13 protein-coding genes are annotated in these 14587 nt (G+C 74.5%); 5 read left to right on the forward strand and 8 right to left on the reverse strand.

Annotated features, from left to right (window positions below):
• The first annotated feature begins 37 nt into the window (after positions 1-37).
• The 3 genes from ACIG0D_RS11775 to ACIG0D_RS11785 all read left to right on the forward strand — a co-directional run bounded on the left by ACIG0D_RS11775 (position 38) and on the right by ACIG0D_RS11785 (position 2484).
• Positions 38-778, forward strand: a complete 741-nt coding sequence (locus ACIG0D_RS11775; RefSeq protein ID WP_399798798.1) for a PIG-L deacetylase family protein — start codon at positions 38-40, stop codon at positions 776-778.
• 25 nt (positions 779-803) lie between these two features.
• Positions 804-1634 (forward strand): pentapeptide repeat-containing protein, encoded by an 831-nt coding sequence (locus ACIG0D_RS11780; protein ID WP_399798801.1) that lies wholly within the window; start codon positions 804-806, stop codon positions 1632-1634.
• A 121-nt stretch (positions 1635-1755) separates the two neighbouring features.
• Positions 1756-2484, forward strand: coding sequence for a DUF2470 domain-containing protein (locus ACIG0D_RS11785; protein ID WP_399799277.1), 729 nt, complete (start codon positions 1756-1758; stop codon positions 2482-2484).
• On the opposite strand, the gene ACIG0D_RS11790 is transcribed toward ACIG0D_RS11785, so the two are convergent.
• The 4 genes from ACIG0D_RS11790 to ACIG0D_RS11805 form a co-directional block, all read right to left on the reverse strand.
• Positions 2452-3669 carry a lactonase family protein gene (locus ACIG0D_RS11790; RefSeq protein ID WP_399798802.1) on the reverse strand — a complete coding sequence of 406 codons (1218 nt, stop codon included), beginning with the start codon at positions 3667-3669 and terminating at the stop codon, positions 2452-2454. The genes ACIG0D_RS11785 and ACIG0D_RS11790 overlap by 33 nt on opposite strands.
• 89 nt (positions 3670-3758) lie before the next feature.
• Entirely contained in the window at positions 3759-5015 is a 1257-nt protein-coding gene (locus ACIG0D_RS11795; protein ID WP_399798805.1) for an aromatic acid exporter family protein, read from the reverse strand.
• Positions 5016-5068: 53 nt separating this feature from the next.
• On the reverse strand, positions 5069-5563 hold the full coding sequence (locus tag ACIG0D_RS11800; protein WP_399798807.1) for an FBP domain-containing protein: 495 nt from the start codon (positions 5561-5563) through the stop codon (positions 5069-5071).
• Positions 5564-5698: 135 nt separating this feature from the next.
• Positions 5699-6328, reverse strand: coding sequence for a PAS domain S-box protein (locus tag ACIG0D_RS11805; protein WP_399799280.1), 630 nt, complete (start codon positions 6326-6328; stop codon positions 5699-5701).
• A 212-nt stretch (positions 6329-6540) separates the two neighbouring features.
• On the opposite strand from ACIG0D_RS11805, the gene ACIG0D_RS11810 reads away from it, so the two are divergent.
• Together ACIG0D_RS11810 and ACIG0D_RS11815 are read left to right on the forward strand one after the other, a co-directional pair.
• Positions 6541-9780, forward strand: coding sequence for a cytochrome P450 (locus ACIG0D_RS11810; protein ID WP_399798809.1), 3240 nt, complete (start codon positions 6541-6543; stop codon positions 9778-9780).
• 89 nt (positions 9781-9869) lie between these two features.
• The gene (locus tag ACIG0D_RS11815) at positions 9870-11159 is read left to right on the forward strand and encodes an ROK family protein (RefSeq protein WP_399798811.1); all 1290 of its coding nucleotides are present in this window, start codon (positions 9870-9872) and stop codon (positions 11157-11159) included.
• Positions 11160-11192: 33 nt separating this feature from the next.
• On the opposite strand, the gene ACIG0D_RS11820 is transcribed toward ACIG0D_RS11815, so the two are convergent.
• The 4 genes from ACIG0D_RS11820 to ACIG0D_RS11835 all read right to left on the reverse strand — a co-directional run bounded on the left by ACIG0D_RS11820 (position 11193) and on the right by ACIG0D_RS11835 (position 14584).
• A complete protein-coding gene (locus ACIG0D_RS11820; protein WP_399798813.1) occupies positions 11193-11495 on the reverse strand; it encodes a hypothetical protein in 303 nt (100 codons plus the stop codon).
• Positions 11496-11531: 36 nt separating this feature from the next.
• Positions 11532-12560, reverse strand: a complete 1029-nt coding sequence (locus ACIG0D_RS11825; protein WP_399798814.1) for an SDR family oxidoreductase — start codon at positions 12558-12560, stop codon at positions 11532-11534.
• Between the two features lie 82 nt (positions 12561-12642).
• A complete protein-coding gene (locus ACIG0D_RS11830) occupies positions 12643-13308 on the reverse strand; it encodes an HAD family hydrolase (RefSeq protein WP_399798817.1) in 666 nt (221 codons plus the stop codon).
• 235 nt (positions 13309-13543) lie between these two features.
• Positions 13544-14584 carry a PHP domain-containing protein gene (locus ACIG0D_RS11835; protein WP_399798820.1) on the reverse strand — a complete coding sequence of 347 codons (1041 nt, stop codon included), beginning with the start codon at positions 14582-14584 and terminating at the stop codon, positions 13544-13546.
• Between the last annotated feature and the right edge of the window lie 3 nt (positions 14585-14587).

The raw sequence follows: 14587 nt of genomic DNA on the forward strand, positions 1-14587 counted from the left end.
CACGCGGCAGTTGCCCCACGGCGCTACCCTGCGACCCATGACAGAGATCACCCGGCTCCAGCCGATGCCCGAGGACTGGACCCGCGCCCTGGCCGTCGTCGCCCACCCCGACGACCTCGAATACGGCTGCTCCGCCGCCATCGCGCAATGGACGGAGGCGGGCCGCGAGGTCGCCTACGTCCTCGCCACCCGCGGCGAGGCCGGCATCGACACGCTGGCGCCCGCCGAGGCCGCCCCGCTGCGCGAGCGGGAGCAGCGGGCCAGTGCCGCGGTCGTCGGGGTGTCGGTGGTGGAGTTCCTGGACCACCGCGACGGCGTCATCGAGTACGGCACCGCGCTGCGCCGCGACATCGCCGCCGCGATCCGCCGGCACCGCCCCGAGCTGGTGATCACCCTCAACCACCGGGACACCTGGGACGGCGTCGCCTGGAACACCCCGGACCACGTCGCCGTGGGCCGCGCCACCCTCGACGCCGCCGCCGACGCCGGGAACCGCTGGATCTTCCCGGAGCTGGTGGAGCAGGGCCTGGAGCCGTGGAACGGGGTGCGCTGGGTCGCCGTCGCCGGTTCCGCGACCCCCACCCACGCCGTGGCGGCGACGGAGGCGGCCCGGGAGGCGGCGGTCCGCTCGCTGCTCGAGCACCGCGCGTACATCGAGGCGCTGACCGACCAGGACCCCGAGACGTACGTCCGGGAGTTCCTGACCACGGTCATGGGCGCCGCGGGGGAGCGGTTCGGCGGCGGTCCGGCGGTGGCGTTCGAACTGTTCGGCCGCTGACCGTACGCCCCGTAGGGTGGAGCACATGCGTGATCACCAAGGCGACCCGGCCGAACTGCGCGGCGACTGCGGCAGTTGTTTCGGGCTGTGCTGTGTCGCGCTGCCCTTCGCCGCCTCGGCGGACTTCGCCCTGGACAAGCCGGCCGGCAAGCCCTGCCCGAACCTCGGGGGCGACCACCGGTGCGGCATCCACGACCGGCTGCGCGACAAGGGGTTCACCGGCTGCACGGTCTACGACTGCTTCGGCGCGGGGCAGAAGGTCTCCCAGGTCGTCTTCGGCGGGGTGGACTGGCGGGGCGCGCCACCCGAGCACGCCCGCCGGATGTTCGACGTCTTCCCGGTCGTCCGCCAGGTGCACGAACTGCTCTGGTATCTCACCGAGGCCCTGACCCTGCCCGCCGCGCGCCCCCTCCAGGCGGAGCTGCGCCGCGCCCGGGAGCGCACCGAGGCGCTGACCCGGCGGACCCCGGAGGAGATCGCGGCGCTGGACGTCGCCGCCCACCGGCAGGAGGTCAACGTGCTGCTGCTGAAGACCAGCGAGCTGGCGCGGGCGGGCGTCCGCGGGCGGAGGAAGGACCGCCGGGGCGCCGACCTGATGGGTGCCCGGCTCAAAGGAGCCGATCTGCGCGGCGCCGATCTGCGCGGTGCCTGGCTCATCGCGGCCGACCTGACCGGCGCCGATCTGCGCGGCGCGGACCTGATCGGCGCCGACCTGCGGGACGCCGACCTCACCGACGCCGATCTGACCGGCGCGTTCTTCCTCACCCAGCCGCAGGTCGACGCCGCCCGCGGCGGACCGGGCACCCTGCTGCCGGAGACGGTGACCCGCCCGGCGCACTGGACCGGAGCGAGCTGACCGAAACCGCCCCGTGGACGCGCCGGTGATCCGAAAGTTTCGCCGGCGTGGTTGGCGTGCACCCCGATCTTCGATAGGTTAGGTGAGGCTTACCTAAGGGAGGATTCGGATGGGTGACGGGATGCGTGACGGCCAGATCTGGGCGGCCACGCCCGCGGCGGCGGAACGGGCCCGGTCGGTGCTGGCCGCCGCCTGGTCGTGCTCGGTGACCACGGAGGGCGTCCGCGAGGAGCTCGTCGGCGCGCACACCGTGGCCGAGGACGGCAGGGTGATCCTGCACGTGCCCGACGACAGCGCCCTGCTCGCCGCCGCGATCTGCGCGCCGCGCGGGGAGCCGTCCGCCGTCCTGGAGTTCGCCGACGTCGCGCCCGTCCCGCTGCGCAACCGGATCCGCGCCCGGCTCTGGCTCGCCGGCCGGCTCACCGTCCAGGAGGGCGGCGGTCTGGCCTTCCAGGCCACCCGCGTGGTGCTGCACAAACCGGCCGGCGCCGAGGTGATCGACCTCGCCGAGTTCGCCGCCGCCGCTCCCGACCCGCTGGCCGCCGCCGAGGCCCGGCTGCTCACCCACCTCGCCGACGCCCACCCCGACGCCGTCGAACGGCTCACCCGCCTGGTCGAGCCGGGCAGCCTGTACGGTGCCCTGCGTGTCCAGCCCCTCGCGGTCGACCGCCACGGGCTGACCCTGCGCATCGAACGCCGCCGCGCCCACGGCGACGTACGCCTGGCCTTCCACCGGCCCGCCGACGACGTCGCGCAGCTCACCGAGCGGATGCACGTGCTGCTCTCCCAGGCGAGCGCCGCGCACTGCCCGCGCGCCCTACAGCGGCAGCGCACAGACGGCGACGGGTGAGGCGAACGGCTCGCCCGCGAGACGCAGCGCGCCCGTCGCCCGGTCCACGCGGAAGACGCTGACGGTGCCGGACCGCTGGTTCGCCGCGAACAGCAGCCGCCCGTCCGGCGAGAAGGCGATGTGCCGCGGGAAGTCCCCCGCCACCGGCACCGTGCCCAGCAGCCGCAGCCGGGCGCCGTCGTCCTCCACCGCGTAGCGGGCGAGACTGTCGTGCCCCCGGTTGGCGAGGAAGGCGTACCGCCCGTTTGCGGTCACCAGGATCTGCGCCGGGTAGTTGGTCTCGTCGCCGTCCGAGCCCGTGGCCGGGCCCTCGCCGATGTCGAGGCGTCCGCTGTCCGGGTCGTAGGCGCACACCGCGACCGTGTCGTCGACCTCGTTCGCCAGGTAGGCGTACCGGCCGCCGGGGTGGAACGTCAGGTGCCGCGGCCCCGCGCCCGGCCGCGTCCGTGCTCGGGCGACCTCCGTGAGCGTGCCCTTTTGCTCGTCGAGGCGGTAGGTGCGGACGGTGTCCGTGCCGAGGTCCACGGCGAGGACGTGGCGCCCGTCCGGGGCGGTGACGATCTGGTGGGCGTGGGGTTCCCGGCCCGGGTGCGTGACCAGGTCGGTGCGCTCGCCGAGCGCACCGGACGCGTCGATCGGGTGCACGGCCACACTGCCGGAGGTGTAGTTCGCGCTCAGCAGCCAGCGTCCGCCCGGGTGCACGGACAGATGGCAGGGCCCCGCCCCTCCGGTGCTCCGGCTGCCCAGGACCCTCCGGTCGGCGAGCCGTACGGCGCTCACCGCGCCGTCGTCCCGCTCGCTCACCGCGTACAGCGTCCGCCCGTCCGGATGGACCGCGAGATACGACGGGTCGGGCACGCCCCTGAGGGTGCCCGCGCCGGTGATCCGGCCCGTCGCCGGGTCGTACGAGGCGAGACCGATGCCGGTGCCGCCGCCCTCGGCGGAGGTGTACGTGCCGAGGTAGAGGGGGCGGGGGCCGGACGCCTCGGGCGAGGGCCTTCCCGGGGTGCCCGGCCGTCGTTCGGCGGGCTCTGTCCCGCTGCCGCTGCCGCCGCCCGTCGCGGTCCCCGTCCCGGTCCCGGTCCCGTCTCCGGTTCCGTTTCCGGTTCCGGAGGGGGCGTCGCACGCGGACGCCGCGGGCAGCGCGGCCAGCGTGCCCAGGAAGCGGCGCCTGCTCCAGCCCATCGATCCCCACCTCGGTTCGTCGCTCGTGTCCGGCCCGGTCGTCGCTCGGCCGGCCGGCCCTCGCCCGGCCGTCTCGTCGTCCGAGGCTCTCATGCCGTACGGCGGATGGCGGCCAGCCGGTCGCGCAGCCGGCGGCGGGTGATGCGCGCCCGGTCCCGCATCCGGGTCAGCCACGGCCGGCGCTCGCGCTCCTCGCGGGTGCTGCGGTCCAGCTCCTCCAGCAGCCGGCGCGAGCGGTGCTCGATGTCCAGCTCGTCGAGGATGCGGTTGACCTCGGTCAGCACCGCTCCGTGCAGCTGCCACTGGCGGGGGTCGCGGCGCACCTCCTCCAGCATCAGCTCGGCCAGCTTGTCGCGGGTGGCCGCGGCAGCCTGGAGCTCGGCGGCGAGCCGCTCCTCGGCCGACTCGGCGTTGCTGCTGACATGGGTGGTGACCAGCACCGCGAAGCTGACGATCGCGTCCGCGATCTGGGACAGCAACTGCTCCACCAGGGCACCGGTCCGCGGCTCGAACAGCGGCTCGGACTGGCGCTCCTTCGCCAGGTCGGTCAGGGAGCGCGCGATCACCCGCAGCACGACCGTGCAGATCTCCAGGGTGTCCAGGCCGGTGCGCAGCACGATCCGGTGCAGCAGGCCCTCCCGCACCCGCGGATTGAGCCGCAGGCTGTCCTCGGCCTGCCGCAGCGCCGCGTCCACCTGCACGATGTCGTGGTCCAGCCGGCGGGCCTCGTGCAGCCGCTCGGCGGCGCGCTCCACCGGGGTGCGCCCCGCCGCCTCCTCGCCGACCCGCAGCATCAGCTGCCGCATCCGGCGGGCCAGCCCCTCGATGGACTCGCCCGCCTCGCCCACCCACACGGGCGGTGGCAGCAGCAGATTGCAGCCGAGCCCGACGACCGCGCCGATCAGCGTCTCCAGGACCCGCGCCCAGGCGTACTCCCCGACGGCAGTGACACCGAGGACCAGCATGGCGCTGATCGCGACCTCGGCCACGTACTCGTCGACCCGGACCAGATGGCCCACCGCCAGCGACACCATGATCACCAGCGCCAGGCTCCACCAGGTCAGACCCACCAGCAGGCTGAAGGCGATGGCCACCAGCACCCCGGCCACCACCGAGTTCACCCGGCGGATGCCGTTGGTGAGGGTGGCGTACAGGGTGACCTGGACGACCAGCAGGGCGGTCAGCGGCGCTGTGAGCGGGGCCGCCTCCGGGCTCAGGCGCAGGGCGATGACGTACGCGACGGTCGCGGCGAACGTCGACCGCAGGGCCTGGACGACCACAGGTTCGCGATACCGCTTGACCCATCGTGCGACAGGTTCCGGCCACTTCTCACGTGCAACTCGCATCCCTTGCGCTGTTCCCCGTCACTGTGGACGTCGAACGTGTTAGGGGTGTCCGTTCAGGCGTACAGCTTGTCCAGAAAGGCGAAAAGGTTGACCGTCGTGCGGGCGATCTGCTCCTCCAGGGTCAGGCTCTCCTCGAAGCGGGCGCCGGACTCGGGCACCTTCTTGCCGCGGAGATAGAGGGAGCAGGCGAGGTCGGTGCACATGTACAGGCCGACCGAGTTGCCCTCCCGGCCCGCGGCGCCGGCCTTGCGGGCGGTCATCAGGGAGACACCGCCGCGCGGATGGCCGGTCAGGCACAGCGCGCACATGCTGCGCTGGAGGAAGCCGCGCTGCGGGGGCGGGAACCGCAGGCTGACGCCGACCGGGCGGCCGTCGCGCTCGACGACCAGATAGCTGCGGTCGGGCGCCCCCGCATCGCGCCAGCCCAGGAAATCGAGGTCGTCCCAGGGACGTTCGGCGAGGTCCCGGGGGATCGGGAGGCGCCCCGCCTCACCCTTGGAGCAGTTGACGAAGGAGCCGCGGATGTCCTTCTCGGTGAGCGGGCGCACGGGGTGCCTCCTGAGGTGTCCGAAAGCCGGTGACCATGAAACCTAGGAGGTCTAGGTTTCGGTCGTCCCAGGGTAGACAGCCGATGGATGGAGATGCCATCGATTTATCGCGGGGCCGTCTCCGCTCGCATTTCCTCACACCGGCGCGGGCGGCCACACCCCTGCCGCCAGCACCCCCAGGGCGTACGCGCGCGCCACCAGCTCCGTACGGTTCGCCGCGCCCCAGCGGGCCGACAGGCGCCGCAGGTGATAGGTGACCCCGTCGGTGGTGAGGCCGGTCTCGCGGGCGGCGCGGGCCGTGGTGGCGCCGCCCGCCAGCAGCGCCAGGATCCGGGCCTCGACCGGGGTCACCCGTGCCTCGGGCGTCGCCCGCGCGGGCTCCCGCTCACCCAGGACCCGCAGCATCACCAGCAGCGTCGGCGTGTCCTCGATGGTGTCACTGACCGGGTCGGCGGTCAGCTCCCCGTACCGCTCCGCACCGCCGGGCGACCGCCAGCACACCGACACCTGGTAGCGCGACCGGTGCCGCAGCCGCAGCGCCTGGGCGATCCGCTCCACCTGGGTCGCCTCCTGTGGCCGGAACAGCTCCAGTACGTCCCGGCCGCGCAGCCGCCCCGGTGTCGTCCCGCACTCCGCGGCCATCGCCGGATTCGCCAGCAGCACCGCGCCGTACACATCGCACACCGCGACCGGGAGCGAGACCCGGTCGAAGAGCGTCAGCGCGCGATTGCGCCACAGCACGGCCTCCCGCCGCTCCGGATCCACCGGCACCTCCCGCACAGCTTCGCTGCGTCTCACGATAAAGAGGCAGGTCGACGGCCGTAACCGCGGGTCAGGGCCGGGGGAGCGGCGTCGCGCAAGGACGGACGCGCCCTTTCCACTGCAGGATCGTGTAGTCCCACGGGCCGGGCGCGGGAGGGCGGGCGCGCAGGCTGGGGGAGCAGGACTTCCGCACCGCGAAAGGCAGTTGTCGCGTCATGCCCCCCACCGCGCCGCATCCCTCGACCGCGCCGCATCCCTCGACCGCGCCGCACCCCCAGGCCGCGCCGCACCCACACACCCCGGCCGGGCTCCCCGGGCTCCCCGGCGTGCCCCTCGTCGACATCTCCGCGACCGGCCCCGGCCGTACGCCCCTTCAGCAGGTCATGGGTCTGATGCGGGAGCACGGGCCGGTGCTGGTGCGGCGGCTGCACGGGCGGGACACGCTCTTCGTGAGCGACCTCGACCTCGTCACCGACCTCGCCGACGAGCGGCGGTTCGCCAAGCACATCGGGCCCGCGCTGGAGAACGTACGGGAGTTCGCCGCCGACGGCCTGTTCACCGCGTACAACGACGAACCCAACTGGGCCAAGGCGCACGACATCCTCATGCCCGCCTTCGCGCTCGGTTCGATGCGTACCTACCACCCCGTGATGCTGAGGGTGGCCCACAGGCTGATCGAGTCGTGGGACAGCGCCGCCGCCGAGGGCCGCCCGGTGAACGTGCCGGACGACATGACCCGGATGACCCTCGACACCATCGGCCTCGCCGGATTCGGCTACGACTTCGGCTCCTTCGAGCGCGCCGAACCCCACCCCTTCGTCGAGGCCATGGTCCGCTGCCTGGAGTGGAGCATGACCCGCCTCGCCCGCGTCCCGGGCGAGGACCACGCGGCGGCCGACGCGGCGTTCCGCGCCGACGCCGACTACCTCGCCGGCGTCGTCGACGACGTCATCGCCGCCCGCACCGGTACCGACCAGACCGGCGCCGACGACCTCCTCGGCCTGATGCTCACCGCCGCACACCCCGCCGACGGCACGATCCTCGACCCCGCCAACATCCGCAACCAGGTCATCACCTTCCTGATCGCGGGCCACGAGACCACCTCCGGCGCGATGTCCTTCGCGCTCCACTACCTGGCCAAGCACCCCACCGCGCTCCAGCTGGTGCGGCGCGAGGCGGACGCGCTGTGGGGCGACCGGGCCGACCCGGAGCCGACGTACGACGAGATCGGCCGCCTCACCTACACCCGACAGGTCCTCAACGAGGCGCTGCGGCTGTGGCCCACCGCCGCCGCCTTCAGCCGGCACGCCCTCGAGGACACCCTGCTTGGCGGGCGGATCCCGCTGCGCGCAGGGCAGGCCGTCACCGTCGTCGCGCCGATGCTGCACCGGCAGCCCGTCTGGGGCGACAACCCCGAGCTGTTCGACCCCTCCCGGTTCACCCCCGAGGCGGAGGCGGCCCGGCCGGTGCACGCCTTCAAGCCGTTCGGCACCGGGGAACGCGCCTGCATCGGACGGCAGTTCGCGCTGCACGAGGCGACCATGCTGCTGGCCATGCTCGTCCACCGCTACCGGCTCCACGACCACGCGGACTACCGCCTGACCGTCAAGGAGACCCTGACCCTCAAGCCCGACGGGTTCACCCTGACCCTCACCCCGCGCACCCCCGCCGACCGGGTCCACCCCCCGTTGCCGGGAACGTCTCCCGCGGACACCTCGCGTCGGGCGACCGAGACGGCCGCCCTCCCCGCCCGGGTCCGCCCCGGCACCCGCGCCCTCTTCCTGCACGGCAGCAACTACGGCACCTGCCGCGACTTCGCCGCACAGCTCGCCGACGAGGCCGCCGCGCTCGGCTGCGCCACCGAGGTCGCCGCCCTCGACGCCCACGCCGGAGCGCTGCCCACCGACCGGCCCGTGATCATCACCGCCGCCTCCTACAACGGCCGCCCCACCGACGACGCCACCGCCTTCGCCGCCTGGCTGGAGGGCGCCCCCGACCTGACCGGCGTCCAGTACGCCGTACTCGGCGTCGGCGACCGCAACTGGGCCGCCACCTACCAGCACGTCCCCGCCCGGATCGACACCCGCCTCGCCGAACTCGGCGCCACCCGGCTCACCGGTCGCGCCGCCGCCGACGCCTCCGGCGATCTCGGCGGCACCGTCCGGGAGTTCACCGCCCGGATACGAACCGCGCTGCTGGAGCGGTACGGCGATCCCGAGGCCGCCGCCGACGGGGGCGAGCCGGACACCGGCTATCAGGTCCGCGTCCTCACCGGCGGCCCGCTCGACGCCCTCGCCGAACGGCACGGACTCCTCCCGGCGACCGTCACCGAGGCGTACGACCTCACCGCCCCCGGCCACCCGCGCCGCAAGCGGTTCGTCCGCATCGCCCTGCCCGACGGCGTCACCTACCGCACCGCCGACCACCTCACGGTGCTGCCCGCCAACGCGCCCGGCCTCGTCGCCCGCGCCGCCGCCGCGTTCGGAGTCGACCTCGACACCGTCCTCGACATCCGCTCCGCCCGGCCCCGCCGCGACGGTCTCGCCGTCGACCGCCCGCTGACGGTCCGTCAACTGCTGACCCACCACGTGGAGCTCCAGGACCGCCTTGGCGCCGACCGGCTCGCCGCTCTCGCCGCCGCCAACCCCTGCCCGCCGGAGCGCACCGCCCTGGCCGCCCTCACCGATGATCCGCGCACCCTCGTCGAGCTGTTCGAGGACTTCCCGGCCCTGCGCGGCGCCCTCGACTGGCCGCGCCTGCTCGACCTGCTCACCCCCCTGCGCCCCCGCCACTACTCCAGCTCCTCCTCACCCGCCGGCGACCCCCGCCAGGCCGACCTGATGGTTTCCCTGCTGGAGGCGCCCGCCCGGTCCGGCAAGGGCGTGTACCGCGGCACCGGCTCGGGCCACCTCGCCTCCGTCCGCCCCGGCGACACCGTCCACGTCCGGGTCCAGCCCTGCCGGGAGGCGTTCCGGATCGACGGCTCCGCACCCGTGGTGATGATCGCCGCGGGCACCGGACTCGCCCCCTTCCGCGGCGCCGTCGCCGACCGCGTGGCCGCCCTCGCCCGGGACGCCCAACTCCCGCCCGCCCTCCTCTACTTCGGCTGCGACGCCCCCGACGCCGACTTCCTGCACGCGGAGGAGCTGCGCGCCGCCGAGGCCGCCGGAGCCGTCCGGCTGCGCCCGGTGTTCAGCGCGGCGCCCGAGCGCGGGATGACGTTCGTCCAGCACCGCGTCGCCGCCGAGGCCGACGAGGTGGGCGCGCTGCTCGACGCCGGAGCCAGGGTGTACGTCTGCGGCGACGGAGCCCGGATGGCGCCGGGCGTCCGGGAGGCGTTCCGTACGCTGTACCGCAAGCGCACCGCGGACGCCGGCGAGACGGCCGCCGCCGCGTGGCTCGACGCGCTGATCGCCGAGGGCCGCTATGTGGAGGACGTGTACGCGGCGAACTGACTCTTCCCGCAGGATGACTCCGCTTAGCTCATCCCATTAATTAAGTGGTTGAGTAATATCGGGTGCACGGACGGTCGGGAAGGAGTCACATGGCGGAGCGGAACGGGCGCACGGTACGCGACCTGAGGCGGGCCAACCGGACGGCCGTGCTGCAACGGCTGTACTTCGACGGGCCGCTCAGCCGGTTCGAGCTGGGCCCCGCCACCGGGCTCAGCTCCGGCTCCGTCAGCAACGTGGTCGCCGATCTGGTCGCCGACGGACTGGTCGAGGAGGCCGGCAGCGTCGACTCCGACGGCGGCCGGCCCCGCACCCTGCTGCGGGTGGCGCCCGGCAGCGGCCACATGATCGGCGTCGACGTCGGCGAGACCCGGGTGCGGATCGAGCTGTTCGACCTCACCCTCACCGAACTCGCCCGCGCCGAACGCCCCCTCGGGCAGCGGCGCTACGACGTCGACGTCATCGCCGGCCACATCCGGGACGGCGTCGCCGAGGTCACCGAGAGCGCCGGCGTCGACCCCGGGCGGCTGCTCGGCGTCGGCATCGGCGTCCCCGGCATCGTCGAGCACACCCCGGAGCGCGGCGCCGTGGTGCACGGCCAGACGATCGGCTGGGACGCCGTGCCGCTGGAGGAACTGCTCCGGGCCGGCTCCCCGCTCCCCGACACCGTGCGGTACTTCATCGACAACGGCGCCCGCACCCTCGGCCAGGCCGAGATGTGGTTCGGCGGCGGCCGGGGCGCCCGCAACGCGGTCGTCGTCCTCTTCGGCTCCGGCGTCGGCGCCTGCCTGGTCACCCCCGAGGTCGAACACGGGCGGGCCGTCGAGTGGGGGCATCTGACCGTACGGGTGCGGGGACGCCGCTGCCGCTGCGGCGCGCTCGGCTGCCTCGAGGCGTACGCGGGCGCCGAGTCGCTGCTGGAGCGCTGGCGCGAGGAGGGCGGCCGGCCGCCCGAGGACGCCGACGAGGAGACCGCGCTGACCGCGATGCTCGCCGCCGCCTACCCGGCCGACGGCGGGACCGCCGACCCCGCCGCGCTGGCCGTCCTGGAGGAGACCGCCGAGTATCTGGGTGCGGGCCTGTCCGACCTGATCAACCTCTTCCAGCCGGAGCGGATCCTGATCGGCGGCTGGGCGGGTCTCCAGCTCGGCGCCGGGTTCCTGCCCGCCGTCCGCCGGCACGCGGCGGCATACGCCCTGCGGCACCCGGCCGAGCAGGTCACCATCGACCTCGGGCGGCTCGGGCCCGACGCGGTGACCGTCGGCGCGGCGATCCTGCCGCTGGCCGACTTCTTCGCCCGCGGCGGACGCCGCCCCGAAGTCCCGCCCGAGGGCCCCGCACCGGCCTGGCGGACGGTGCTGGAGGAGCGGGCGACGCGCTGAGGGGCGCCCGGGCGGGGGCGTTGCGGCGCGGGCTCAGCCCGTCGACTCGTCCGGTGCCGCGCCCTCGTCCGCCGTACCAGTGCCCGTGCCCGCACCCGTACCCGAGTCGTCGGGCCGGGGCGTGTCCCGCCGTCCGGTGCCCGCCTCGTCGGTGTCCGGGACGTCGGCGTTCTCGTCTGCGCCCTCGCCCCGCGAGGCGTCCTCCGTCTCCTGCGGCCCCGAGGGGCTTGTGGGCACGTCCCACGGGTCCTCGCCCTCGCGGGTCTGCTGGTCCGGCAGGTCGCGCGGTACGGGGTCGGCGCTGCGGCCGGGTTCCTCGTCCCGGTGCTCGTCCACGATGTGACTCCCTCTCTCGGTTCGCTGGTGTGCTGCTCAGCCGACCTTGCGCCCCCGCATGGGCGCCGTGTCCGCCCCCGCCCCCTGCTGAAGGCCCTCCAGGAACTCCTCCAGCACCTCGGTGGCCGTCCGGCTTGGCTGCCAGTTCAGCTGGTCGTGGGCGCGGGAGCAGTCCATCAGCGGCAGCCGGAGGACCGCGTCGAACAGATGCGGGGAGGCGGGCAGCAGCCGCAGCCCCCACGCCGCGGCGATCGCCGACCGCGCCGCCGTGCGCGGCATCCTGACCGGCCGCGTGTTCAGCATCCCGCCCAGCAGCTGTGCGTCCACCGGCGGATCGGCCGCCAGGTTGAAGGCGCCCCGTACGTCCGTGTGCAGCGCCAGCCGGTACGCCTCGGCCGCGTCGTCGGTGTGCAGCGCCTGCACCCGCAGCCCCGGGATGTCCGGCAGGAAGGGCAGCAGCTCGGGGCGCGCCAGCGGCCCCGGCAGGAACCGGCCGCCGAAGATCCGCCGCTGCTCGCTCGCCGACTCCCGCTTGAACAGGAACGCCGGCCGCATCCGCACCACGCGGATCTCGGGGTGCTCCCGCTCGAAGGTGTCCAGGGTGCGTTCCAGATAGGCTTTCTCCCGGCAGTAGGCGGCGTCCGGCCAGCCGTGCGTCGGCCAGGACTCGTCCACCATGCGGTCCTTCGGCCCGGGCGAGTAGGCCCCGACGGAGGAGGCGTGCACCAGGGTCCGCACGCCGGCCGCGGCCACCGCGTCGAACACCCGGATGCCGCCGAGCACGTTCGTCCGCCAGGTGCGAGCCGGATCGTGTGTCGGCTGGAACGCCCACGCCAGATGGATCACCGCGTCCGCGCCCCGGAACTCGCTCACCAGGTCCGCCCGGTCCGACGCCAGGTCGACCGCGGACCACTGTGTCTTCGGCGGCGCCCAGTCGGGGATCCGGCGGGCCAGCCCCAGCACGGAGCCGGTCTGCGGATCCTCCGACAACAGGCGCACCACGCTGGTGCCGACGTTGCCGGTGGCGCCCGTCACCACGACCCTGCTGCCCGCTGTGCTGCTCACTGTCGGCTCCTCTCCGCCGTACGCTCGCGGGCGGGCCGAGTACCCCCACCCGGGCCGGAGGAAGCCCGGCCGGACGGGGGAATCACGCCCGCGGTGACAACGGGCTGTCCGCCAGCGACGCCAGCAGCCCGGCGGGATCGTCGTACACGGCGTCCGCGCCCGCCTTCTCCAGGTCGGCGCGCGGGATGCCACCGCACAGCAGGCCCACACAACGCACCCCGGCTCTGCTGCCCGCCCGCATGTCCCACACGGTGTCCCCGACGAACACCGCCCGCTCGGCGGGCACCCCGGCGAGCTCCAGCGCGTGCCGGACCGGCTCGGGGGAGGGCTTGCCCGCCTCGACGTCCTCCGCGCTCGCGGTGGCGGTGATCGCCTCGTCGGCGTCCAGGGCGCGCCGCAGCGCGGACAGCTCCGTGCCGCTCGCCGAGGTGGCGAGGACGACCTTCCAGCCGTCCTCGTGCAGCCGCCGCAGCAGGTTCCCGGCGTCCGGCAGCGCGGGCAGCCGGTCGAAGAACTGCCCGTACAGCGCCTTGTGCGCGGCGCTCAGCTCGGCGTCCCGCTCCTTGTCGCGGTCCTCGCCCAGCAGCCGGGCGATGAGGTCGCCGGAGGGCAGTCCGACCGACCGGTGCACGGCGTGCATCGGCACCCGGTGTCCGGCTTGCCGGAACGCCTCCCACCACGCCGTCACATGAAGGTGGTTGGTGTCGACGAGCGTGCCGTCGACATCGAACACCGCCGCACGTTCCATGAGTCACATCCCTTCCGCGTCGGCGCACGAGTACCACGCCCGGTCGCTTGCCAGTCGGGGCGCCTGCCCGTCAGGCCGACCGGTCCTGGGGCCGCCCATCCCCCGGGCCGCTCAGCCGACAGGCGACCCCCGTCAGCCGACCCCCTCCGGCCGACTCCCGTCGGGCGGCTCCAGGTCCTGCGGCATCCGGTCATGCGGCCCCGGCCAGCCGCCCGCCCGCCAGGCGGCCCGCCCGTCAGGGCGCCGTCACGCCCGCCGGTACCCGCCCGTCGTGCGTCCACGCCAGCAGCTCATCCGCCGACCAGGTGGTCACCACCCGCTCCGGCGGCACCCCGCACTCCTCCGCGCGGGCACATCCGTTGATCTGCCAGTCCAGCTGGCCCGGCGCGTGGGCGTCGGTGTCGATCGAGAACAGCACGCCCGCCTCGACGGCCCGGCGCAGCAGCCGGCGGGGCGGGTCCAGGCGCTCCGGGCGGCTGTTGATCTCCACGGCCGTGCCCGCCTCGGCGCATGCCGTGAACACCGCCTCCGCGTCGAACTCCGACTCGGGCCGTCCCCGCCCGGTCACCAGCCGCCCGGTGCAGTGCCCGAGGATGTCCGCGTGCGGGTTGCGCACCGCGGCCACCATGCGGCGGGTCATCGAGCGGGCGTCCATGCGCAGCTTGGAGTGCACCGACACCACCACCACGTCCAGCCGCTCCAGCAGCTCCGGCTCCTGGTCCAGCGAGCCGTCCTCGAGGATGTCGCACTCGATGCCGGTGAGCAGCCGGAAGGGCGCCCAGCTCGCGTTGAGCGCGGCCACCACGTCCAGCTGCTCGCGCAACCGGTCGGCGGACAGGCCGCGGGCCACCGTCAGCCGCGGCGAGTGGTCGGTCAGGGCCGCCCACTCGTGGCCCAGCCGGATCGCGGCCCGCCCCATCTCCTCGATCGGGCTGCCGCCGTCCGACCAGTCCGAGTGCACATGGCAGTCCCCGCGCAGCAGTGCCCGCAGCTCCTCACCGCCCCGCTGCGGCGCCGGGGCCATGGCCTCGCTCTCCAGCTTCTCCAGGTAGCCCGGCACCTGCCCGGCCAGCGCCTCCCGCACCACCTGGGCGGTCTTCGGCCCGACGCCCTTCAGCGACTCCAGCGACCCGGACTCCGCCCGCTGCCGCACCTCCTCCTCGGGCAGCTCCGTCAGCACCCGGGCCGCCGTACGGAAGGCGCGGACGCGGTACGTCGGCGCCAGGGACCGCTCCAGCAGGAACGCGATCCGGTCCAGGGCCTCGACGGGATCCATCGC

This window comes from Streptomyces sp. NPDC052773 (assembly GCF_044547145.1).
GTDB lineage: Bacteria > Actinomycetota > Actinomycetes > Streptomycetales > Streptomycetaceae > Streptomyces.

Excerpts from the sequence above, each read along its gene's own strand:
- ACIG0D_RS11835 (WP_399798820.1), bottom strand. The coding sequence starts at position 14,584 with ATGGATCCCGTCGAGGCCCTGGACCGGATCGCGTTCCTGCTGGAGCGG.
- ACIG0D_RS11790 (WP_399798802.1), bottom strand. The coding sequence starts at position 3,669 with ATGGGCTGGAGCAGGCGCCGCTTCCTGGGCACGCTGGCCGCGCTGCCC.
- ACIG0D_RS11830 (WP_399798817.1), bottom strand. The coding sequence starts at position 13,308 with ATGGAACGTGCGGCGGTGTTCGATGTCGACGGCACGCTCGTCGACACC.
- ACIG0D_RS11810 (WP_399798809.1), top strand. The coding sequence starts at position 6,541 with ATGCCCCCCACCGCGCCGCATCCCTCGACCGCGCCGCATCCCTCGACC.
- ACIG0D_RS11775 (WP_399798798.1), top strand. The coding sequence starts at position 38 with ATGACAGAGATCACCCGGCTCCAGCCGATGCCCGAGGACTGGACCCGC.
- ACIG0D_RS11795 (WP_399798805.1), bottom strand. The coding sequence starts at position 5,015 with ATGCGAGTTGCACGTGAGAAGTGGCCGGAACCTGTCGCACGATGGGTC.
- ACIG0D_RS11780 (WP_399798801.1), top strand. The coding sequence starts at position 804 with ATGCGTGATCACCAAGGCGACCCGGCCGAACTGCGCGGCGACTGCGGC.
- ACIG0D_RS11785 (WP_399799277.1), top strand. The coding sequence starts at position 1,756 with ATGCGTGACGGCCAGATCTGGGCGGCCACGCCCGCGGCGGCGGAACGG.
- ACIG0D_RS11815 (WP_399798811.1), top strand. The coding sequence starts at position 9,870 with ATGGCGGAGCGGAACGGGCGCACGGTACGCGACCTGAGGCGGGCCAAC.